Below are 20,967 nucleotides of genomic sequence, written 5' to 3'. Positions count from 1 at the left end.
CCATGGGTTATTATTCACTAGATTCATGTATTTAGTATTTGTTATTAGTACCAAGTCCTAATTAGTATAACAGATAAGATAGGAATATTCACTAGTTAACCTTTGCTAGTCTCAATATTTTTCACTTCAAAACCACATGCATGACAGCGGTATATCACATTCTGGTTCGACTGAGCGATAAGGATTTCATCGTTAAGATTATGCTGAGCCTCACAATTCGGACAATAAACGATTGGGATCATGTTCACTTCACCTTTCTATTGTTTTACTACTAGCATGCTCTATTTTTTACAAATTAAAAAGCGCTGGTATCAACCAGCACCTTTTTATTAAGAAAGTATCTCTCTCATCTGATGAATTTGTTGTTTGCTTCCTGTCACAACCATCTTATCACCCAGCAAAATCTCTGTGTCACCATGAGGATTGATTGACTCTTTTCCTCTATAGATCCGAACGATGATACTGTCTCCCAGGTAAGGGAAATTTCTTAACGCCGTTCGATGATATGAACTGTTTCGAACGATGATCTCGTTCAGGCTGTTATCTTGAGTAGTGAGAATGTCGACAACAGAAGGATTTTCAATTAATGCTTTTAATAGTACTTGAGATGAGAAATAAACAGAGTATACTTCTATCCCTTCATTTTTAAGTCCATCACGTTTTGATGGATCTTCTATCCGAGCAATAATTCGTTTCACTCCCTCTCCTTTTGCTAGAAGAGCAATTTTTTCATTCGTATCATCCTGACCTGTTGCACAGATGATAACATCTGTATTAAATACACCTGCTTCTTTTAATGTATTTTCTTCATAATTTTCAAGTTCTTTTATATTGAAGCTTTCTAATTGCTTCTGGTCTTTTTCTTCTTGTTTGGTGTGATAGATTCTTTGTTCGTATCTCGTTTTATCAAGTTCAGACGTTATTGGCAAGGTGAATTGATTTGCCCCAACAATAACCAGCTGTTCTTTGACTGCTTCTCCTTCTTCTTTTCGCGGGAAAAACTTCTTAAAGAAAATAGGCGTGATGATCGCACTTATAACAGCTGTCAAAATAAGGGCAGATGATGTTCTTGCATCAATAATCTCGATACGTTCACCAATTTTAGCGGCTGCGATAACAAGTGAAAGCGTTGAGGTCAATAAGAATCCTGCTGCAGTCACGGTTTTCCAATCAAACCATTTTCTTAAGTACAATATAGGAAGAAACTTAGAAATCAACAAAGCGACAAGCAGTAATGGAATCAAAGCAAGCGCTTTTGGATCTGAAAAAATGGACCGGATATCTAGCTCAACACCTACCATTACAAAGAAGATAGGAATTAAGAACCCATAGCCGAATGAATCAAGTTTGTGTACAAGATGCTTATTTGGTGAAAGCAGCGAGACAAGTACTCCGGCTAAAAAGGCACCCAATATATTTTCTGCCCCTACCGTTTCCGATAAACCTACTAATACAATAATCAGTGTAAATACAGCTCTTGTATCAAACTGAATGGTTCCTTTAGACATGGTTTCCAGAAAAGATTGATGTCTCATCTGTTTACCGACAAAGTATAAGAGGATTCCAGCCGCAAATAGAATAAGTAGCAGCCACATTCTGCTCGGATCTCCTGATTCCAAGGATACAAAAAGAGCAAGCAAAATCATTGTAACGAGATCTGCGATCACAGCGACTAATAAGATAATCTGACCGATGGTCGTTTTCGATAACTTTTCTTCTTTCAATGTCGGCACGACTACACCAAGTGAAATTGTTGAGATAACAAGAGTCATAAAGAATGCACTGTCTGCGAATCCTCCCCAGACAAACAAGAGAGATAATCCATATGAAAGGATAAGTATAAACAAAAAGATAACCGATGAAATAAAAATACGGTTTGGTTCTTTTTTCGCTTCTTTATTTTTCTTTTGATTATTGCCTCCTGCAAAGATGCTAAAATCAATCTCAAGGCCGCTTAAAAACATCAAAAAGATAAACCCTAAGACTGAGAGAATCTCCAGCCATGCGTCATGCTCGACGATATCGAAGCCGCTCTTTCCAAGAATAATTCCTGCGATGATTTCCGCTACCACAACAGGAATTATACGCAATTTAAATTTGTTTAGTAAGATCGGAATAAAAAATGCAGTAAGAATTACTACTACTAATGAAGTAAAAGAAGCATGCTCTTCCATAAGACCTCCGTAAATTCCATAATTATTATTGGTTTACTATATTAACCTCAAAAAGAAAAGTCAAACGATTGTGCTTAAAATGATTTGCAAACCCATTGTTTTTAGGTAAGATAATACATGTTATTGTTTTACTTTAAGGAGTCGATTCCACATGCAGAATAACCATAAATCTCCATGGCAACAGCTTGATTACAATCTTCTTTTCATTTTGTTCCTCATGGTCATTACAAGCTGTATTGCCATCTACAGTGCTCAGATGATGGATCAATACGGAAGCAACTTTGTTATTAAACAGCTAGTTTGGTACTTCATTGGCGGTATCGCTGTTGTTGGAGTAATGGTATTAGATTTTGATCAGTTCAGAAAGCTTTCCTGGTATTTGTACGGACTAGGCATACTTTTGCTTTTAGGTATAATTGTAGCACCAGAAAGCATTGTTCCCAATATTAACGGTGCACAGAGCTGGTACAGGTTCGGACCGTTTGCCTTGCAGCCGTCGGAACTTGTAAAAGTATCGCTTGTCATTGCTCTTGCTAATACAATAGCAACGCATAATGAAAAGTATATTATTCGTACCATGCATGAAGACCTCTTATTGCTTGGGAAAATAGCACTAATTGCCGGTTTCCCTACTCTATTGGTACTTATGCAGCCCGATCTAGGTACAACGCTCGTCTTCATGGCGATCACTGGCAGTCTTTTACTCGTATCGGGTGTGAGATGGAGAATTATTCTATTCCTTATTCTTTCCTTTATTTTGTTCATATCAATCCTAGTTTGGATATATTTTACCTTTCCACAGTTTTTCGTTGATCATATTCTTGATCAATATCAGTTGAATCGCTTCTATGCTTGGTTGGAACCTTATGAACATAAAGATGCAGGATATCACACACGGAACGCTTTGTTAGCTATCGGCAGCGGTATGCTTTTTGGTAAAGGTTTTACGGAAGGTTCCGTCTATCTGCCAGAAGCACAGACTGACTTTATTTTCTCGATTATTGGAGAGGAATTTGGATTTTTAGGAACAAGTATCGTAATCTCCTTATTCTTCCTGATGGTATACAGAATGATTAACACGGCTCTTGAGAGCAACGAAGCCTTTGGCAGCTACTTATGTGCAGGCGTCATAGGAATGCTTACCTTCCAAGTGTTCCAAAATATTGGGATGAACATTCAAGTTATGCCGATTACCGGTATTCCTCTACCATTCATCAGTTACGGAGGAAGCTCAATCCTAGCCTATATGATCGCTTTTGGCCTCGTGTTAAACGTTAGATCGAGAACAACCAAATATATGTTTGAATAACACCTGATCTTTCAGGTGTTTTTCTTATGCCATTGAAGTATCCTAAGGGAGATGAGGTGAAAATGATGAAGTATGATATTATCGGAGACATTCATGGCTGTTTTAAGGAATATCAGGAGCTGACTGAAGCATTAGGTTACAGTTGGACGGATGGATTACCTAAACAACAAGACAGAAAACTTGTGTTTCTCGGAGATCTTACGGACAGAGGTCCTGAATCGATAAAAGTGATGGAACATGTATGTGACCTCGTTGAACAGAAACAGGCACTTTACACACCAGGTAATCACTGTAATAAACTATATCGTTATTTGATCGGCAGGAATGTTCAAGTGAAACATGGATTAGAGACGACTGTTGCTGAACTGAAAGAACTCGATGAGGCAAGAAGGAAAAAAGTAAGTGACCGTTTTTGTACGTTATATGAAAACGCTCCTCTTTATTTAGAGCTTGATTTTGGAAACCTGGTTGTAGCGCACGCGGGAATTCGCGCAGATTATATAGGACAGACGAACAAAAAAGTAAAAACGTTTGTCCTATATGGAGATATAACCGGTGAAACCAACCCGGATGGAACACCTGTGAGAAGAGATTGGGCGAAGGAACACCATGGTGACTTAACTATCGTTTATGGTCATACTCCTGTAGAAGACGTGCGCCATATTAAAAACACTTGGAATATCGATACAGGATGTGTTTTTGGTGGAAAGCTAAGTGCACTCAGGTATCCCGAGATGAAAGTGGTTAGTGTACCTTCCACGATGCCGTTTGTTCCAGAAAAATTCCGTTCATTTGATGATTAAAAAAAGGAGTGCTAGTTTTCAAACTGAAAACGGCACTCCTTACTTTAATAACTGATTTGGAATATAATTAAGACATGAACCTATTCATATCTGCAGGCAGTTCAACCTTTATCAAGATTTCTTTACCGGTGAATGGATGAACAAATCTTGCGGTCTCGCTGTGAAGTGCCTGACGTCCAATAAGTTCTCTGCTTCCCCCATACAAATCATCACCAACTAAAGGATGACCCAGTGACGCCATATGCACTCTAATCTGATGAGTTCTTCCTGTTTCCAGCTTAAGTCTGACAGCACTAATAAGATGATCAGAAAGATAACGTACTTTTTCAAAATGAGTGATGGAAGACTGTCCATCTTCACGCACCATACGTTCTACGATACTATCCGGATTTCTTCCTATCGGGCTCGTAATCGTTCCACGGTTTTGTTCTAAATCTCCATGAACGAGTGCCACGTATTCACGCTGGATTGTCTTCTCTCTTTGCTGCTTGGACATTAAAGAATGAGCATAACGGTGTTTTGCCACAAGGACGATGCCTGAAGTATCTTTGTCTAGTCTGTTCACAGCATGAAATGTTCCCGGAATCCCATGTTGCTGATAATAAAATAAAACACCTGCAGCTAGTGACCCTTTAGGTTGATAAAGAGATGGAATCGTAGGCATTCCAGGGGGTTTATTTACTGCCAGAAAGTGTTCATCTTCAAAAACGATATCGAGCGGTATACTCTCAGCTTTCATTGATTCACTTTGCTTCTCAGGAGGAAAGTGAACCTTCACAACATCCCCTCTTGAAAGAGAGGTTCTTACAGTTACTTCTTTTTCATTCACAAAAAGAGCGCCGCCATGGAACTTAATATCGGTGAGCGCTGCTTTAGATATTTGTTTGCCTTTTAAGAACTCTCTTAATAAGACAGGAGCATCAGATTCAGTTACAACCCAAGAAATTTCAAAAAATCTTTTCATCTTATTCACTGACGAACGACTCTTTAACTCTTTTCCAAAATGGAAACGGGCGGAATCGAGCAAATCTTATTTTTTCTTCTGCAACACGATATTGAATCGATTTTACTTTTTTCTGGACCAAAAACAAATGGTCGATCGTAATATGGAAGTCCACATCGTTTACAGGCTTCAAAATACAAGTATGGTGCTGAGGCAATACAAGAGGTGAACCTATCGTACGAAACACACGATTGTTAATCGATGCCATCTCAGAGAGTTGAATCGACGCAAGAGAAGGATGTATGATCGCCCCGCCTAAAGCTTTATTGTATGCCGTACTCCCGGAAGGTGTAGAGATACATAAGCCGTCACCACGGAACGTCTCAAATTTTTCACCTTTTATCTCAACATCCATAACAAGTGATCCCTCAACACTTTTTACGGTACATTCATTAACAGCCAAGTACCTCTTCTCGTCAATTCCGTCAATGTACCGGACCGTCACTTCCAGCAGAGGATATTCCACAATTTGAAAAGGTGTCTTGGCGATATGTATAACGAGTTTCTCCACCTCTTCTGGCAGCCAGTCTGCAAAAAAGCCAAGATGACCGGTATGAACACCAACAAAAGCAGTCTTATCGATTCGGTGCACATAATGATGGAAAGCATGAAGCAATGTTCCGTCACCGCCGACCGTAATAACGATTTCGGGTTCCTTTTCTTCATAAACTAATTCGAATTCTTCAAGATAGGAACGGATTTTTTCCGTTAAGATATTCGATTTGTTATCGCCTTTAGAAATGATGGCAAACTTCATTCTCTCTCCATCCTTTATGATCCTAGATTGGTTTCACCGGATTTATCATTGCGTTCCAAGAACACGAGCTGTGCTTCCTGGATTTCACCTTTGATCTGAGACATCTCTTCGTCGAGACGGTTTGCCGCTTCAGCTGCTCTTTGCAGACGCTGACGGATATCTTCCGGAATCTGACCATGATACTTATAGTTCATCGAATGTTCGATCGTTGCCCAAAAATTCATAGCAAGTGTTCTTACTTGTACTTCAACTAAAATCTTCTTTTCCCCGCCCAAGACTTGAACAGGGTACTCAATAACCAAATGATACGACCTGTAGCCGCTTGGCTTTTTATGTGTAATATAATCTCTTTCTTCAACAATTTTAAAATCGTTCCGCTGTCTGAGAAGATTTATGACAGTTTTAATATCATCAGTAAACTGACACATGATTCTTAAACCGGCTAAATCTTGTATCTCCTCTTCCAAACGATTATCGGGAATATTTTTTTGATAGGCTTTATTAACAATCGACTTTACGGGCTTTACTCTTCCTGTTACAAATTCAATAGGACAATGCTGGTTAGACCTTTCAAATTGTTCACGGATTCCGCGAAACTTAATCTTTAGTTCATCTACAGCTTGCTTATACGGAATTAATAGAGCTTCCCAGTCCATACTCATTGTGCCTTTTCCTCAGTTCCAAAGATCTTCATCACTTCGTCTTCCATTTCCTGACCATAGTTTGCGTTGCCTTGAATGTTCTCAGTCAAGTATTCCATTTCATTAGAGAAAGCAATAAGTTCAAGCTCTTCTCCTTGATCATTTTGAACGGCCACAGCAGCCTTTTCTAACAAAGCTTTTTTTATATCCATCCAGTGCTTGCTGCCTATTGAGATGTGGATAAAACCATCATTATTCTCAAGCACATAGATAAATGCTAATCCATCTGAGTCTACTAACATCCGTTCGCTGTCTTTCCATTTAGAAAGCTGGTCGCTCATTTTATCTGATACTTGTAAATATAGTTTGTTATTTCCCCATGCAGTTGACTGCACATTCATTCGTAGTGGCATCATCATAAAAACCTCCTGTTTCTTCTCTAATAGTGTAACACAAAATAGAAATCATGAAGAAATTGAGATGCTGGTTTTGCTATGAGATAATGCACTTATCTTACTTATACACCAGGAGGAATCAAGCCGTGTCCCAAGAAATTGAGATCGAATTTAAAAACTTAATAACCTATGAAGAGTTTTTACAGCTCATTGATGCATTTAAGGTCCAAAAAACGGATTTTGTTGAGCAAACGAATTACTATTTTGATACGGAAGATTTTCAATTAAAAAACTATAAGTGTGCTTTGAGAATTCGCTATAAAAAGGATACATACACGCTAACTTTAAAACAGCAGTTTGACGAACACATCCTTGAAACCCATCAAACGATTGAAAAGGATGCTTTCCCCGGTCTTATTAATGGAATGACTCTTCCAGAAGGAGAAGTAACTAAAAAGCTTCAGAGTTTAGGTATCCACACTGAGAATATAAAATATTTAGGAGAATTAACAACGCACCGCGTAGAATTCCCTTACCAAAGAGGTTTACTCGTTCTAGACGAAAACCATTATTTAGGTCATATAGACTATGAATTAGAATACGAATCTGCCGATTATAAGAAAGGACAGCAAATTTTTCAGGAGCTGTTAAAAGTAAAAAACATTCCAGACCGTGAAACAAAGAGCAAAATCCACCGTTTCTTTGCAAAAAAGATGTCGTTAAAATAACGCTGTGAATCATAAATGATCTTTTTGTTTCTTTACTAGGAGGAATACTCTTGAATATTCATTCATTCAAAGCACTCATGGAAATCCAAGCTCTACAGCAGCTTTCAATAAATCCTGGGTCATCAACGAACAGCAGTACTGAATCCAGCCCCTTTGCCGCATTGTTAGATGAAGCTTATTCGAAAGCTGGCATTGGTTCGTCGCCTGTGCAACAGATGCAATCATTTTCGCGAATAAATCATCCCACACCTGCTCCATTATCTATTCGATCTGATCGATCCAATCAATTAACAATGGATTCTGTTTTGCAAGTTTCTGAAAAGATGAACATTCCTTCAAAGAATCTGGATGATTTAATAGAACGTACTGCTGATCAATATGGTGTGAATGCAAATTTAATCCGCTCTGTCATTAAGCATGAATCCAATTTTAGCAGCACAGCCCAAAGTCATGCTGGTGCACAAGGACTCATGCAGCTAATGCCTGCTACTGCTAGAAGCCTTGGCGTCACCAACCCCTTCGACCCTGCCCAAAACGTTGAGGCTGGAACAAAATATCTGAAGATGATGCTTGAGAAATATAACGGCAATAAAGAGCTCGCACTTGCTGCTTATAATGCAGGACCGGGAAACGTAGATAAATATAACGGGATCCCTCCTTTTAAAGAAACCATCGCTTATGTGAAAAAAATAATGAATACTTACAAAACTTTTGCTTAGGGGCTGACTCAAAAGTGTAAAAACTTTTGAGTTCAAGCCCCTTTTTTATATCAAAATGAGAAAAAAACGTTTTGATAGATCAAAACCAAATGATTAGTAAAATTCTGAGCAAAAGCCACTGCCAATTAAGCAGTTAATAATCAAATTAAGGCTTGAATAAGTAAGTTTGAGCGAAAGTCCACCCATTCTGAGCGAAGATCACGGGTTTTGAGCGTAGCTCAGCGATTTTGAGCGGTACTCGAAGATTTTGAGCGAAGATAGGGTCATTTTGCGCGAACGTGTAACAGAATAAAAAACACGTACCATAAAAACGTCATTCGCATATTTTGATTATCCTTCATTGTAAAGGGATTGGAGAGGAAGGCGCGAGACTCCAGCGTGCTCACCGTACGTCCCACGGAAAGCGAACATCCTGGGAAGAATATCCCGACCTACACTTAACAAAGGTTAAACATAAAGACCTCTAATGTTCATATTGTTTGCTTACAAATCATGAACCTTGCTACAATAAACTTACAAATTAACGCAAGGAGCTTTTGCACCATGTTTAATGAAACAAAATCACCATATTATCTGTTAGGAGAAAAGCAAGGAATCGAAAAGCTTGTAAACACCTTTTATGATTTAGTAAGTAAAGATCCTGTGCTGTCACCTCTCTTTCCAGATGATTTAACCGAAACGGCTTATAAGCAGACAAGGTTTTTAAGTCAGTTCTTTGGCGGACCGCCATTATATACAGAGGAATTCGGACATCCTATGCTTAGAGCTCGTCACATGCCGTTCCCTATAACTAATACTCATGCAAAAGCTTGGTTAAACTGTATGGAACGTGCGATGACTATTCAAAAACTGCAACCAGAACTTCAAGAGTTTTTACTAAGCCGCTTAACAATGACTGCTTATCATATGGTAAATACGAATGAAGATACAGAAAGGGGCGAGAATGCTGACACTGTATAATTCCAATTCCTTTTATGACGATCAAAAGAACATTAAAAGTCAATCCTGTCAAAAGCCATTGGAAATCTATTCTGTCATCGATCCGCTTTGTCCAGAATGCTGGTCATTGGAACCTGTTCTCAAAAAACTGCAAGTTGAATATGGACACTATTTCAGACTTCGCCATTTTGTAAGTGGTCGTCTTGAATCGTTAAATACCTATGTACCGAAAAGAAAAGGATTAAAAACTGCCGAACAAATCGCTGAGAAATGGGAAAAAACCGCATCATTATCCGGTATGAGCTGTGATGGTGATGTATGGTTGGAGAATCCTATCTCATCTCCGCATAAAGCCACACTAGCAATTAAGGCAGCGGAACTTCAAGGCAAACAGCAAGGGATTAAGTTTCTTAGAAAGCTTCGAGAGAGCCTATTTTTAAACAAAAAAAATATTGGCAACGAAGACGTTTTATTGGAGATTGCCCGTTCTGTCGGACTTGATGAGGAGGAATTCTTAAACGACCTTTCTTCAGAGGCTGCGATTAAAGCGCTCAGATGTGATTTAAAGTTTTCCCAAGAGATGGACGTAACTCAGATTCCGACTCTTATCGTTTTTAATGATAAAACTGATGATGATGGAATTAAGATTTCCGGTTGTTATTCTTATGATGTTTATGTGGAGATTCTGAGAGAAATGTCTGGTGTAGCGATTGAACCAGCATCGCTCCCTCCTCTTGAAGAGTTTCTTGCTAATTATTCGTTTGTTGCTACAAAAGAAGTTTCCGTAGTTTATCAAATCAGTTGTGAAGAAGCGGAAAAACAATTAAAACGGCTTGTTCTACAGCAAAAAGTTGAACGAGTTCCCGTAAAATATGGTACGTTTTGGAGATATCTGAAAACCCACTGAGAAATCAGTGGGTTTTTTGTTTTATTTTCTTTTTGGACGTGCTTGCATATCCGTTCTTATAAAGAATAAACATGTACTAAGGAGGGAGATTGAATGTATCTCATACTAATTGTGATTAGTCTAATTTCGTTAGCAGGGAGTTTCTATTATTTTGTACTCTCTCTATTAAATATGGCACCAAAAATCATTGCATTCCCGACTCTCTTTATCGCCATATTATTTACGATGCTGTGTTACAATTATCGTTCTAAACTAAAAAGGATCTTATAGCATTAGAAAATCCTGTCCGATATTCCGGACAGGATTTTTTTGGATGATAGGATTACTTCTCGAAAAGAAGTTCTTCCATCTCGTCTAAGATCGACTCGAACACTTTAAGAGCATCTTCAATTGGTTGTGGAGTCGTCATGTCGACACCAGCTTTTTTCAATACTTCAATCGGATAATCTGAGCTACCTGCTTTCAAAAACTCTAGATAACGATCAACTGCAGGTTTTCCTTCTTCAAGAATCTGTTTGGATAAAGAAGCGGCTGCAGAGAACCCTGTAGCATATTGATAGACATAGAAGTTGTAATAGAAATGTGGAATTCTAGCCCATTCTAAGCCAATTTCCTTATCAATCACTAAATCTTCTCCAAAATATTTCACATTAAGATCATAATAGACTTTCGTTAGAAGTTCTGGAGTTAATGGCTCCCCTTTTGCTGCACGAACATGGATTTCCTGTTCGAACTCTGCAAACATCGTCTGACGGAAAACAGTACCTCTAAAACCTTCTAGGTGGTGGTTTAACAAATAAAGTTTTTCTTTTTTATCCGTTGTTTTCTGTAGCATATAATGGTTAAGTAGCGCTTCATTACATGTCGATGCTACTTCTGCCACAAAGATCGAATAATCAGCATAAGGATATGGCTGATTTTCACGTGTATAGTAACTATGAACGGAATGGCCGATCTCATGTGTAAGAGTAAACAGGTTATTCACATTATCTTGCCAGTTCATTAGGATGTACGGCATTGTTCCATAAGCACCTGAAGAATAAGCTCCACTGCGCTTTCCAACATTCTCGTGAACATCAATCCAACGCTTTTCATACCCTTCTTTAACGATGGATTTGTATTCTTCACCCATAGGATCTAGACTGTCTAACACGAGCTGCTGCGCTTCCTTAAAGCTAACTTCCATCTTCACATCTTTCACTAGCGGCGTGTATAAATCATACATATGAAGTTCTTCAAGGCCAAGAGCTTTTTTGCGAAGGCGTACATAACGGTGTAACAGGTTAAGATTATCGTTAACCGTTTTTACTAAATTGTCGTATACCGTTTCAGGTATATTATTGTTGTTTAATGCAGCTTGGCGAGCTGACTCAAATTTCCGCGTTTTCGCAAAGAAATTATCGCGTTTTACCGTGCCAGCAAGTGTGCTTGCAAATGTGTTTTTATAAGAATCATACGTTCCATACACTGCTTTAAATGCATCTTCTCTTACACGGCGGTCAGAGCTTTCGAGAAAACGAATGTAGCGGCCATGTGTAACCTCAATGTCTTCCCCGTTTTCATCTTTAATAACAGGAAACTTTAAGTCAGCGTTGTTAAGCATCCCAAAGGTATTGCTTGACGTATTCGCAACTTCTCTGACATCTGCTAACAGAGCTTCTTCTTCTTTTGATAGAACATGTGGACGCTGACGGTTAATCTCGTCTAATGCATGTTTATAAAGAGTCAGCGGCTCATAGCTTTGAAGGAACTGAGTCAATGCTTCTTCAGAAAGAGATAGAATCTCAGGGACAGCAAAAGAAACAGTGCTGCTTACTTGTGTAGCGAGATTGGAAGCACGATCATTCAGTCCTTGGTAGAATGAATTCGTTGTGTCCTGGTCATATCTCATATGAGCATATGTATAAAGTTTACCGAGCTTTTTTGTTACATCGTCTTGTTTTTGTAGATACGTATAAAGGGTCTCGGCAGATTCACCTAATTTCCCTTGAAACGATTTAAGTTCTGGAAGCATCTGCTTCGTTTCCTCAAATTCTTTTTCCCAAACGTCATCAGACGCATATATGGCTTCTAAATCCCACGTATCTTCAACGGCAACTTCATTACGTTTAGGCAATGATTTTGTTTTTGTTTGAGACATACAAACACCTCCATAGGAAATTAAAGAAAATGGTTTACATTCTCCTTATATATATCTACATTTTACCAGATAATGCTTATGCAAAGTCAAAAAATACGGCTTTATTACTGAAAATTTTGTCTAGTTCTAAAGCTTCATCAATTGTCTTCGGATAAGGAACAGGCTTTTTCTTTTTATATTGACTGTCGTTTATTTTTTCAATCCGGTCTACAGATTCTAAGAAGTTTACATATCCTTTTACAGCATCTTTAAAACTTCCTTTTACATAAGGCAGTTTTCTTTCAATAAAGATCCGTTTATCCATTAGCCTTTTACACTCTTTTTCAAGTTGATTCCGATTAAAGGGAGAAGATAGTCTTTCAATAAAAAACAATAGGTGGGATTGCCAAATAAAAGGTGAAGTTTCAAAGAAGTAATAATTAGATGAAGGGATGCCTGCTAGAGGTGAAAACAATGTGATAGACCTATGATTAAAATACATCACTTTTTTAACATACATAATTGATGGAGAAACATTTTTATAGGCGGTCATCCTCCATGTCTTTTTTTGTAGGTTCCATAATCGTTTTTTATTCTCGAAACTTCTACTGTTCAATGTATCCAACAAAAAATGGGCGTCCAAATTTCTAGAAGAAAATGTATATCCCTCAGCAATCACCTTCCTTTGCGAAATAGGAAGGATGTTTCTTAGGAGAAGAAATTGTTCTTTAAGAGGACAAAAGTAGTTTAAAGAAAGATTACCTGATTTGTCTTTTTTGGCAGCGGTAAGATCTATCATTTGTAGTGAATATAAGTTCTCGCTATTTCTTTTGATTCTTTTCATACCAAAAATCCAGTCTGATTCTATTCGCATTGATTGATAGCCAAATATTCTTTCCATAAAACGATCAATTGTTAGGGTTGCACATTGAAATTCTATTGCACGTTTTTCCTCACTCCAATAAATATCCGGCCGTTGAGCAATATCATGTAAATAATATTCCAAGTAAAGGTTCTCGTTTTTCATTTTCATCCATTGAAAAAGACTCTTTTTTCCCATTAAGTGATAATTTGTTTCGGCTTCATGAAGACCTGCACAAGTGTATTGCGATTGATGTGCAAAGTGCCAGACGTTTTTTGATCCGCACTTAGGAATTACTTTATTTTTACAAACAGGACATATAAGCAAACCGGTCTTCATCTTTGTATACCATTGATTCTTTGAAGTCTCTCCAGTCATATCGACGAATTGATTGTCATAAAGCGCAACTAGCATTTTGTCACCACTCCCTCCACATACTACATTCATTATGATGTAAAGGAGTTTATTGAACATTTGAAGATTTTCTAAATAATAAGCATACAGCCCGTAAATATAGAGAATAGCCCTTTATGTAAAAAAATAAAAACCGATTTCAAATGTACCTGAAATCGGTTTTTACTTATAATTTAAAATATTTTTGTACATGATCTAATGCAGCCTCAGAAACGATTGTTTTTCCATATTCCTGGATACGGTAGACGGATAAATCTGAGTCATTGCCGTATTCCAAAAGCTGAGCTAACAGATCGTCTTGTTCTCTGTCGGATGCATCTGGATTAAATGTTACATACAGATAGTACTTATTTTCAAAGTGATAGAGTGCATTCTCAAATGAAGAAGAATCAATAGTATGACTGAGAAGAATTACATCTTCAAAGTCATCGAAAGATATTAAGAAAGATAAATAATCGTCTTCTGATTCCTCTAATTCATCATACTCTTCTTCATCTGTTTGAAATTGCTGATCGAGTAGCTTTTCAATATTTTGATCAACAGGCAAATCTAACTTATCATCACCTATTGGGAGTTCAATCTTTTTACCGTCCTTAGACATTTGTGCACGCGTAACAATAATTTCAAGACCTTTATCCAGAGCCTGTACTTGAATCCAAAGAGGACCTTCTAATGGAAACTGCTCTTGCTGATGTGCTTCGTCCATCATCTCCCAGAAAAGTTCTTCTCCTCTTTCACGGTCAGCCCATATCTCTTCCCGGTCGAATCCGCGGTCTTCGATATCTCTGTACGTTATGAAAAATTTTATGGTGAACTCATTCACTCTTTCAATTTCCATTTCTGCTTCTCTCCCTTCTCTCCGGTTTGTTCGTGAAGGGATAAATACCCCTAGAAAAAGCAACACTTAGTACCTTTTATTCCCCAACTAAAAATACGTCAATCACAATTAAACCTCTTGTACCTTATTCTATGACAAAACAGCTAATCTGGAAATAAAAAAGGCCCGTATTTACTGCCCTTTTTTAAGCCTAGATTTTGAATATAGAACAGCAGTTGCTTGACGCAGAAGGTCAAGCTAGACTATAATTCAAAGGTCTTTAAGGTTAACATATTGTACCATAAAACACATGAAATTTCATTACATACGGGGGTTTTACTTTTGGAAACAGATTTTCTGATATCCCTTTTGCAAATTATCGCGATCGATATTTTGCTGGGTGGTGATAATGCTATTGTGATAGCACTTGCCAGCAGAAATTTACCTGAGAAACAGAGAAACAAAGCCATTTTCTTAGGAACAGGACTAGCAATCGTAGTGCGAGTAGTATTAACCATTTTAGCTGTTTATTTATTAAATATTCCATTCTTATATCTGGCCGGGGGAATTTTACTTCTAATCATAGCGTACAAGCTCATTCTTGAAGAAGATGAAGAGCTTGATGTTAAAGCAGGGAAAAATTTATCTGATGCGGTTAAAACCATCGTATTTGCAGACATCGCCATGGGTCTTGATAATGTATTGGCGATCGCAGGAGCTGCCCACGGAAACATCGTTCTTGTCGTGATTGGGTTATTAGTATCTGTACCAATCATTATATGGGGAAGTAAAATAATATTGCACTTCATGGAACGTTTTCCTATATTAATTTATCTTGGTTCAGGTATACTCGCTTTTACAGCTGCAGGTATGATCATCGAAGAAAAAATGCTACATTCCGTTTTTGAGGATAACACAATGCTGAAATACGGCTTGTATGTATTCTTAATCATTGGAATCATGTTTGCAGGTATTTTGACAAACTCCATAAAAAGAAAATCAAGATAAAACGAAAACCCTTGTCAGCATATGCTGACAAGGGTTATTTCATAAAATGAGCATAAAAAAACTCCCGCAAATTTCAGAAGCGGAAGTTCTTCTTTTATTCGTTTACAAGACGCTGTGCTTCCATAAGCTGAAAAGTACGAACTTTTCTTGGCAAGAAACGACGGATTTCATCTTCGTTATAACCAACTTGCAGACGCTTTTCATCTAGGATGATAGGTCTTCTCAATAATCCAGGATGATCTGCAATCAATTGATATAGATCTTGTAAAGGCATGGATTCTAGATTAATGTTAAGTTCCTGGAATGTCTTTGAACGAGTAGAGATAATCTCATCCGTTCCGTCCTCAGTCATTCTCAAGATTTGCTTAACTTCTTCTATTGATAATGGTTCTGAAAAAATATTTCTTTCTTGATAAGGAATTTCATTCTCTTTTAACCATGCTTTAGCTTTTCGGCATGATGTACAGCTCGGCGAAGTAAATAGTGTGACCATATTGGAACTCTCCTTCCCCTCTCTCTGATTTAGGTACTTTAAAAAAGTTATTAAATCATCATTCATAGTATACTACATAATTTACATTTTCGGTAGGGGCTATACAAACTTTTGTAAATTTTTACGAAATTGTCATACAGATGTAATACAATAGCTTGCCCTTCACAGCTTTACCGAATAAATCTACATATATATAGACGTATTACCCAAAGATAAGTTTCATAAAACATAAAAAAGTTTAAAACAAAAATAAAGGGCTTCCAAAAGCAAGAAGACTTACTTTTGGCATAGCCCTTTTTAAGCAATGGTTTTTTTTACTTGAGATGCAGGACCTTTACTCGGAATACTTGGTTTGAGATTCTTTAGATTTTTCTTAAGCATCTCTTTCCATAATTCGCGCTTTGTTTTTTTCTTCTTATCTTTTCGTTTCATAACGCCTACTCCTCCTTTAACAAGGAAAATATTATTCGGAAGCAGACTCCCTTGGCGTATCGGAAGACTCATCTTTTACCATTCCCGGCTTAGGGACCGTTGGTTCAGTATCCAAGGTGAGCACTTCACTAGCAGGTTGATAAGACTTACCGTACAATTCTTGATCTTTGTACGTGTGTATTTCATTATACGTCTTTTTCATGTTTTCATAAATAGTTTCTTCTGATTCTTTTGTAGGTGACCAATATAAGATCTCCATCTCATTCACTTCATTGGTTGCTAATGACCGCCTTCTGTACCCGATACTTGATGCATGTTCGAATCCTTCTCGAGTATAGAAACGAAGCCGTTTTTCGGTGTCACTGTCTTCGTAGTCAACAGGTTCAACTTCCAAAATAATCGGTTTACCTTTTGCCTTTAATTTTTTAATAAGCTGATGACCAAGTCCTTGTCCCCTGGCATCTTTAGAAACAAATAAATAATCAATAAAAATAAAGTCTGGCAGTTCAACGTACATTAAGACGTGATGTTTTCCTTCGTCTTTATGATAGATATCACGCTTTTCATCCAGCAGAAGTTCCATATGCTCTTTTGATTTCATTTCTTCCACCGGAAAATATTGATTTAGTTTCTCATACCAATTCATTTTTTCCCCATCAGCTCCTTAAATAATATAATATATAGTTTTCCCTCTTTCTTACTTTGCAATCATGGGCTACAATAGAGAAAGAAGTACGTGGTGAACGAGTTGTAAAAAAAAGGAGGCAATCTCTTTGCTATCATTCTTTACCGATTTAGCATTGTTAGCTTTATGTGTGGTTGGTATTACAGCACTGATGGGAACGATATCCCAATTCATCGCGGTAAAATTATTCGGCGGTAAGAAAGTTACACATTTCGTGGATAAATCGAAGTCTTTTCAACAAAATTGGAGTCCTGTTAAAAGAAGAAATTAAACGGAAACAACCCATACCTTTTGGGTTGTTTTTTCACATTTTTTAACCGAACTGCTTTATAATACAAGAGTAACATACATAATAGAGGTGTACAAATGCATAGAAACCTTAGAACGTTCATTAATCAGTTAAGAGAAGAAAAAGAGATCATTGAGATACATGCCGAAGTCGATCCATATTTAGAGATACCTGAAATTCACAGACGTGTTATTGAAGAAGAAGGCCCCGCTCTCCTATTTACAAATGTAAAAGGTAAAAACATACCTGTTGTGACAAATTTATTTGGGACTATAAAACGAGTAGATATGGCTTTTGGGCCTAAACCTGAACAATTAGTTAAAGAACTTGTTTCATCCATTGATGATCTCTTACCACCTTCCCCTTCTATTCTTTGGAAGAAAAAAGGTATGATCAAGGATGTTCTTTCACTGGGAACAAAAAAAGCCAGTAAAAATAAATCTCCTATACTTGAAACGTTTACAACAAATGTCAATATGAAAGATCTCCCCGCACTCACGGGATGGCATCTTGACAGTAATCCATTTGTAACTCTTCCACTCGTGTATACGGAACACCCTGATAAACACGAGCACAACTTAGGGATGTATCGGATTGAGATTAAAGAAGAAAAGAAAACCGGAATTCACTGGCAAATTCATAAAGGCGGCGGATTCCATCATTATGAGGCAGAACAAAAGAATGAAGCACTACCCGTTACACTATTCTTAGGGGGACCTCCTTCCTTGATGATTAGTGCAATTGCTCCTCTCCCAGAAGCAGTACCGGAACTCATGTTTTCATCCATGCTTATGGGAGAAAAACTAAGCCTCGCTCATGTAGAAGGGCATCCTCATCCTCTGATTGCTGAAGCGGAGTTTGCCTTTGGAGGCGTGGTTCCTCCTCATGTTCGTGAACCAGAAGGACCATTTGGAGATCATTACGGATATTACTCATGGGCACATGATTTCCCTGTTTTTAATGTCGATAAGATGTGGAAACGAAAAGATGCGATCTATCCTGCTACAGTAGTAGGAAAACCTAAACAAGAAGATTATTTTATCGGAGAATACTTGCAGCGGTTGATGAGTCCTTTATTTCCTGTCGTCATGAATGGAGTACGAGATCTATGGACATATGCAGAAACCGGCTTCCATGCATTAGCAGGGGCTGTTGTCCGCGAATCTTATTATAAGGAAGGTCTAGCTCATGCATTTCGTATTATGGGAGAGGGTCAGCTAACCTTAACCAAGTTTTTGATGGTAACAAACAAACCGGTTAACCTTCAAAATTTCGCCGAATTAGCAGAAGGAGTTCTAGAACGATTCCTTCCTGAACGAGATTTGCTGATAATTCATGATACGTCTATGGATACATTAGATTATACCGGACGAAAGTTTAATACAGGTTCAAAAGCGATAATGACAGGACTTGGTGAGCCGGTTCGTGAACTGAAAAGAACATATGAAGGCGGAACTATATCTGGGATCAAAGATGTTAGTGTTTTCTGCGGAGGCTGTTTAACGATAAGCGGACCATCCTTTGATGAAGCTCCTGATTTTGCAGAACATCTGCTGTCTAATGCCCAAGATTCCTTTAAAGATTGGCCACTCGTGTTCTTAGTGGATGATGCATCCATTGCATCCACGCAAGCTGAATTTTTATGGACAACTTTTACCCGCTTTGATCCAGCTTATGATGTTTATGCTAAGAGTACGATTGACCGCAACCGAATTAAATATGAAGGAACCATCATCATTGATGCAAGAATGAAGCCATTTTATCCAGATGTGGTTGAAACGCTTCCTGATATTGATCAAATAGTTACTGAGAGATGGAATGAATATTTCCGTAAATAAAAGAAGCGTTTTTACGCTTCTTTTTGCTTTATTAAAGTTGATATATTGTCCAAAAGGTGGTAAAGTATTTAACAATATACATTTTTTGAGGAAAGGAGATTCGTTTATGAGAAAAATCACGTTAACGGCACTATATAAACACCCACATGTACAAAAATATGTGAAACGTTCTGGTATGGTTCATGCCATTTCAACTGCTTATCATGCTTACCGGTTAGCTCTTAAACATGGTGTCGATCCTGATCTAGCCACAAAGGCAGCTTTTCTTCATGATATTGGACATTATACATGGTATAAAAATGGTCATTGGGACTATGACATGTATAAGGAAAATGATATTCATGCCATTAAAGGAGCGGAGCGCGCTCACCGTATTTTGGTCTCATTGGGAGAAGATCGAAAAAAAGCAAAAGAGATCGCCTTGGCCATTTTACTTCATACCGATTCTTACCTGCCAGATGGCTCATTAAAGTTAAATCCCCTGCAGAAGGTCGTTGCTCTTGCTGATGAAGCGGATGAAGAACCAGGTGGATCCCATCACTATCGTACAATTAGTGACATTAAGGCATTAACCATGATCAAAAAATTAGATGAAATGGTAGATGAATATAATGAAGAAGAAAAAGTAAAACACTCTGTTTCCTAAGTAGGAAAAAGAGTGTTTATTATTTTAAAGATTAATGAGCTACAAATCCAATCGCTTTTTCACTAGCATACGTTCCAATGGTACTACCAAAGCGGGTATAAATTACTTTTGGAAAGCTATTTAGCTCAAACAATTCATGGAATTCCTTTTCCACTTCTTCTGCAGAAGAATAGCTATGGATTAAATAGAGGGTTTTTTCAGGGTTTTCTAATTTCCACTCTAAAATCATTTCTTTCATTTTTGTTAGTCCTTTTTTACTTCCACGGAACTTTCCGATCGTTTCAACAACTCCATCTATAATAGAAATCATAGGTTTAATATTTAGCATCCCAGCGATTGCACCTTGTACAGCTGAAATTCTGCCGCCCTTTTTAACATTTTCAAGCGTTTCTAGAAGTACATATCCTTTAAGACCACTTTTGGTTCTTTCGAGTTGTTGAACAATATCTTTTAAAGAAGTATCCTTTTTAGTCATTTCGATTGCTTTATTCAATAAGATTTGTACACCACCGGAAGCAATTCCAGAGTCTAAAATCGTTACTCGGTCTTGTTCTTCCTCGGTAAGCATACTTTTACCTATAGTTGCACTTTGCACTGTACCACTCAAATTAGAAGAGATCCCGATATATAATACTTCATTTCCTTTATTTAATTCTTTTTGAAACGCCTCAAAAAACGACTGTGGAGAGGGTTGGCTTGTTTTTGGCAGTTCCGGCTCGATTGACATTCTCTTATAAAATTCATCTTCTGTTATGGTTACGCCATCTAAATAGTGGTCTTCTCCAAACTGAACATTTAAAGGAACGATAGTTAACGGTATATCTTTATATTCATCATTTATTTTTAGGTCGCTTGCACTATCTACGATAAAACTTAATTTCATGGATGAACCCCTTTTCTTCTCAATCCTAGTAGGGATGTGTATGGATTTATCACTTTACACACACTCTTTCAAGTTTAACATAAAAAACGATCTCCTGTAATGACAA

The 20,967-nt window shown here is 37.7% G+C and carries 24 protein-coding genes; 11 read left to right on the top strand and 13 right to left on the bottom strand.

Annotation, left to right across the window (positions count from 1 at the left end):
- Positions 1–95: 95 nt before the first annotated feature.
- Together M3206_RS12045 and M3206_RS12040 are read right to left on the bottom strand one after the other, a co-directional pair.
- A complete protein-coding gene (locus M3206_RS12045) occupies positions 96–242 on the bottom strand; it encodes a hypothetical protein (RefSeq protein WP_165389301.1) in 147 nt (48 codons plus the stop codon).
- Between the two features lie 87 nt (positions 243–329).
- Positions 330–2,174, bottom strand: coding sequence for a monovalent cation:proton antiporter family protein (locus M3206_RS12040; RefSeq protein WP_251312768.1), 1,845 nt, complete (start codon positions 2,172–2,174; stop codon positions 330–332).
- Positions 2,175–2,325: 151 nt separating this feature from the next.
- Between M3206_RS12040 and M3206_RS12035 the strand changes: the two genes are divergently transcribed.
- Positions 2,326–3,483 (top strand): FtsW/RodA/SpoVE family cell cycle protein, encoded by a 1,158-nt coding sequence (locus M3206_RS12035; protein WP_251312767.1) that lies wholly within the window; start codon positions 2,326–2,328, stop codon positions 3,481–3,483.
- A 65-nt stretch (positions 3,484–3,548) separates the two neighbouring features.
- Entirely contained in the window at positions 3,549–4,286 is a 738-nt protein-coding gene (gene prpE / locus M3206_RS12030; protein WP_251312834.1) for a bis(5'-nucleosyl)-tetraphosphatase PrpE, read from the top strand.
- Positions 4,287–4,353: 67 nt separating this feature from the next.
- Here the strand turns inward: prpE and M3206_RS12025 are convergent, their stop codons facing one another.
- The 4 genes from M3206_RS12025 to M3206_RS12010 are packed head-to-tail and all read right to left on the bottom strand — an operon-like array spanning position 4,354 to position 7,103.
- Entirely contained in the window at positions 4,354–5,250 is an 897-nt protein-coding gene (locus M3206_RS12025; RefSeq protein WP_251312833.1) for an RluA family pseudouridine synthase, read from the bottom strand.
- Between the two features lies 1 nt (position 5,251).
- Entirely contained in the window at positions 5,252–6,046 is a 795-nt protein-coding gene (locus M3206_RS12020; protein ID WP_077361669.1) for an NAD kinase, read from the bottom strand.
- Between the two features lie 14 nt (positions 6,047–6,060).
- Positions 6,061–6,708, bottom strand: a complete 648-nt coding sequence (locus M3206_RS12015; RefSeq protein WP_285876941.1) for a GTP pyrophosphokinase — start codon at positions 6,706–6,708, stop codon at positions 6,061–6,063.
- Complete coding sequence (locus M3206_RS12010; RefSeq protein ID WP_251312766.1) at positions 6,705–7,103, bottom strand: hypothetical protein; 399 nt, start codon at positions 7,101–7,103, stop codon at positions 6,705–6,707. The genes M3206_RS12015 and M3206_RS12010 overlap by 4 nt, the downstream gene beginning before the upstream one ends.
- Before the next feature lie 125 nt (positions 7,104–7,228).
- Between M3206_RS12010 and M3206_RS12005 the strand changes: the two genes are divergently transcribed.
- The 5 genes from M3206_RS12005 to M3206_RS11985 all read left to right on the top strand — a co-directional run bounded on the left by M3206_RS12005 (position 7,229) and on the right by M3206_RS11985 (position 10,645).
- Positions 7,229–7,810, top strand: a complete 582-nt coding sequence (locus tag M3206_RS12005; protein ID WP_251312765.1) for a CYTH domain-containing protein — start codon at positions 7,229–7,231, stop codon at positions 7,808–7,810.
- Between the two features lie 50 nt (positions 7,811–7,860).
- Positions 7,861–8,529 (top strand): lytic transglycosylase domain-containing protein, encoded by a 669-nt coding sequence (locus M3206_RS12000; RefSeq protein ID WP_251312764.1) that lies wholly within the window; start codon positions 7,861–7,863, stop codon positions 8,527–8,529.
- Positions 8,530–9,072: 543 nt separating this feature from the next.
- The gene (locus M3206_RS11995) at positions 9,073–9,489 is read left to right on the top strand and encodes a globin (protein ID WP_251312763.1); all 417 of its coding nucleotides are present in this window, start codon (positions 9,073–9,075) and stop codon (positions 9,487–9,489) included.
- Positions 9,473–10,375, top strand: coding sequence for a ClpXP adapter SpxH family protein (locus M3206_RS11990; RefSeq protein ID WP_251312762.1), 903 nt, complete (start codon positions 9,473–9,475; stop codon positions 10,373–10,375). Before M3206_RS11995 ends, M3206_RS11990 begins: the two co-directional genes overlap by 17 nt.
- Before the next feature lie 93 nt (positions 10,376–10,468).
- On the top strand, positions 10,469–10,645 hold the full coding sequence (locus tag M3206_RS11985; RefSeq protein WP_251312761.1) for a hypothetical protein: 177 nt from the start codon (positions 10,469–10,471) through the stop codon (positions 10,643–10,645).
- Between the two features lie 52 nt (positions 10,646–10,697).
- Here the strand turns inward: M3206_RS11985 and pepF are convergent, their stop codons facing one another.
- From pepF to mecA, 3 genes are all read right to left on the bottom strand, one after another.
- Positions 10,698–12,515, bottom strand: a complete 1,818-nt coding sequence (pepF, locus tag M3206_RS11980) for an oligoendopeptidase F (RefSeq protein ID WP_251312760.1) — start codon at positions 12,513–12,515, stop codon at positions 10,698–10,700.
- Between the two features lie 76 nt (positions 12,516–12,591).
- Positions 12,592–13,770, bottom strand: coding sequence for a competence protein CoiA (locus M3206_RS11975; RefSeq protein ID WP_251312759.1), 1,179 nt, complete (start codon positions 13,768–13,770; stop codon positions 12,592–12,594).
- Between the two features lie 166 nt (positions 13,771–13,936).
- Entirely contained in the window at positions 13,937–14,608 is a 672-nt protein-coding gene (mecA, locus tag M3206_RS11970; RefSeq protein WP_251312758.1) for an adaptor protein MecA, read from the bottom strand.
- 321 nt (positions 14,609–14,929) lie between these two features.
- Here mecA and M3206_RS11965 point away from each other — a divergent pair, with 321 nt between their 5' ends.
- Entirely contained in the window at positions 14,930–15,595 is a 666-nt protein-coding gene (locus tag M3206_RS11965) for a TerC family protein (protein WP_251312757.1), read from the top strand.
- A gap of 94 nt (positions 15,596–15,689) precedes the next feature.
- On the opposite strand, the gene spxA is transcribed toward M3206_RS11965, so the two are convergent.
- From spxA to M3206_RS11955, 3 genes are all read right to left on the bottom strand, one after another.
- The gene (spxA, locus tag M3206_RS11960) at positions 15,690–16,088 is read right to left on the bottom strand and encodes a transcriptional regulator SpxA (RefSeq protein WP_251312756.1); all 399 of its coding nucleotides are present in this window, start codon (positions 16,086–16,088) and stop codon (positions 15,690–15,692) included.
- Positions 16,089–16,385: 297 nt separating this feature from the next.
- Positions 16,386–16,520 carry a hypothetical protein gene (locus M3206_RS19020; RefSeq protein WP_285876940.1) on the bottom strand — a complete coding sequence of 45 codons (135 nt, stop codon included), beginning with the start codon at positions 16,518–16,520 and terminating at the stop codon, positions 16,386–16,388.
- Positions 16,521–16,551: 31 nt separating this feature from the next.
- On the bottom strand, positions 16,552–17,166 hold the full coding sequence (locus M3206_RS11955) for a GNAT family N-acetyltransferase (RefSeq protein ID WP_251312755.1): 615 nt from the start codon (positions 17,164–17,166) through the stop codon (positions 16,552–16,554).
- Positions 17,167–17,293: 127 nt separating this feature from the next.
- On the opposite strand from M3206_RS11955, the gene M3206_RS11950 reads away from it, so the two are divergent.
- The 3 genes from M3206_RS11950 (at position 17,294) to M3206_RS11940 (ending at position 19,978) form a co-directional block, all read left to right on the top strand.
- Positions 17,294–17,476: a hypothetical protein gene (locus M3206_RS11950; protein WP_251312754.1), complete on the top strand. Its 183-nt coding sequence runs from the start codon at positions 17,294–17,296 to the stop codon at positions 17,474–17,476.
- A gap of 95 nt (positions 17,477–17,571) precedes the next feature.
- Positions 17,572–19,332 (top strand): UbiD family decarboxylase, encoded by a 1,761-nt coding sequence (locus M3206_RS11945; protein WP_251312753.1) that lies wholly within the window; start codon positions 17,572–17,574, stop codon positions 19,330–19,332.
- Positions 19,333–19,438: 106 nt separating this feature from the next.
- Entirely contained in the window at positions 19,439–19,978 is a 540-nt protein-coding gene (locus M3206_RS11940; RefSeq protein ID WP_251312752.1) for an HD domain-containing protein, read from the top strand.
- A 31-nt stretch (positions 19,979–20,009) separates the two neighbouring features.
- Here M3206_RS11940 and M3206_RS11935 read toward each other — a convergent pair whose 3' ends face one another.
- Complete coding sequence (locus M3206_RS11935) at positions 20,010–20,861, bottom strand: DegV family protein (RefSeq protein ID WP_251312751.1); 852 nt, start codon at positions 20,859–20,861, stop codon at positions 20,010–20,012.
- Positions 20,862–20,967: the final 106 nt, after the last annotated feature.

Origin of the sequence: Fictibacillus phosphorivorans, assembly GCF_023715845.1 — a bacterium.
Classification (GTDB): Bacteria; Bacillota; Bacilli; order Bacillales; family Fictibacillaceae; genus Fictibacillus; species Fictibacillus phosphorivorans_D.
The sequence above is the reverse complement of the archived record's forward strand: the minus strand, read 5'-3'. Positions and strand labels throughout refer to the sequence as shown.

Coding starts and splice junctions, on each gene's coding strand:
- M3206_RS12045 (WP_165389301.1), bottom strand. CDS start 242: ATGATCCCAATCGTTTATTGTCCGAATTGTGAGGCTCAGCATAATCTT.
- M3206_RS12040 (WP_251312768.1), bottom strand. CDS start 2,174: ATGGAAGAGCATGCTTCTTTTACTTCATTAGTAGTAGTAATTCTTACT.
- M3206_RS12035 (WP_251312767.1), top strand. CDS start 2,326: ATGCAGAATAACCATAAATCTCCATGGCAACAGCTTGATTACAATCTT.
- prpE (WP_251312834.1), top strand. CDS start 3,549: ATGAAGTATGATATTATCGGAGACATTCATGGCTGTTTTAAGGAATAT.
- M3206_RS12025 (WP_251312833.1), bottom strand. CDS start 5,250: ATGAAAAGATTTTTTGAAATTTCTTGGGTTGTAACTGAATCTGATGCT.
- M3206_RS12020 (WP_077361669.1), bottom strand. CDS start 6,046: ATGAAGTTTGCCATCATTTCTAAAGGCGATAACAAATCGAATATCTTA.
- M3206_RS12015 (WP_285876941.1), bottom strand. CDS start 6,708: ATGAGTATGGACTGGGAAGCTCTATTAATTCCGTATAAGCAAGCTGTA.
- M3206_RS12010 (WP_251312766.1), bottom strand. CDS start 7,103: ATGATGCCACTACGAATGAATGTGCAGTCAACTGCATGGGGAAATAAC.
- M3206_RS11995 (WP_251312763.1), top strand. CDS start 9,073: ATGTTTAATGAAACAAAATCACCATATTATCTGTTAGGAGAAAAGCAA.
- M3206_RS11990 (WP_251312762.1), top strand. CDS start 9,473: ATGCTGACACTGTATAATTCCAATTCCTTTTATGACGATCAAAAGAAC.
- M3206_RS11985 (WP_251312761.1), top strand. CDS start 10,469: ATGTATCTCATACTAATTGTGATTAGTCTAATTTCGTTAGCAGGGAGT.
- pepF (WP_251312760.1), bottom strand. CDS start 12,515: ATGTCTCAAACAAAAACAAAATCATTGCCTAAACGTAATGAAGTTGCC.
- M3206_RS11975 (WP_251312759.1), bottom strand. CDS start 13,770: ATGCTAGTTGCGCTTTATGACAATCAATTCGTCGATATGACTGGAGAG.
- mecA (WP_251312758.1), bottom strand. CDS start 14,608: ATGGAAATTGAAAGAGTGAATGAGTTCACCATAAAATTTTTCATAACG.
- spxA (WP_251312756.1), bottom strand. CDS start 16,088: ATGGTCACACTATTTACTTCGCCGAGCTGTACATCATGCCGAAAAGCT.
- M3206_RS19020 (WP_285876940.1), bottom strand. CDS start 16,520: ATGAAACGAAAAGATAAGAAGAAAAAAACAAAGCGCGAATTATGGAAA.
- M3206_RS11955 (WP_251312755.1), bottom strand. CDS start 17,166: ATGAATTGGTATGAGAAACTAAATCAATATTTTCCGGTGGAAGAAATG.
- M3206_RS11945 (WP_251312753.1), top strand. CDS start 17,572: ATGCATAGAAACCTTAGAACGTTCATTAATCAGTTAAGAGAAGAAAAA.
- M3206_RS11940 (WP_251312752.1), top strand. CDS start 19,439: ATGAGAAAAATCACGTTAACGGCACTATATAAACACCCACATGTACAA.
- M3206_RS11935 (WP_251312751.1), bottom strand. CDS start 20,861: ATGAAATTAAGTTTTATCGTAGATAGTGCAAGCGACCTAAAAATAAAT.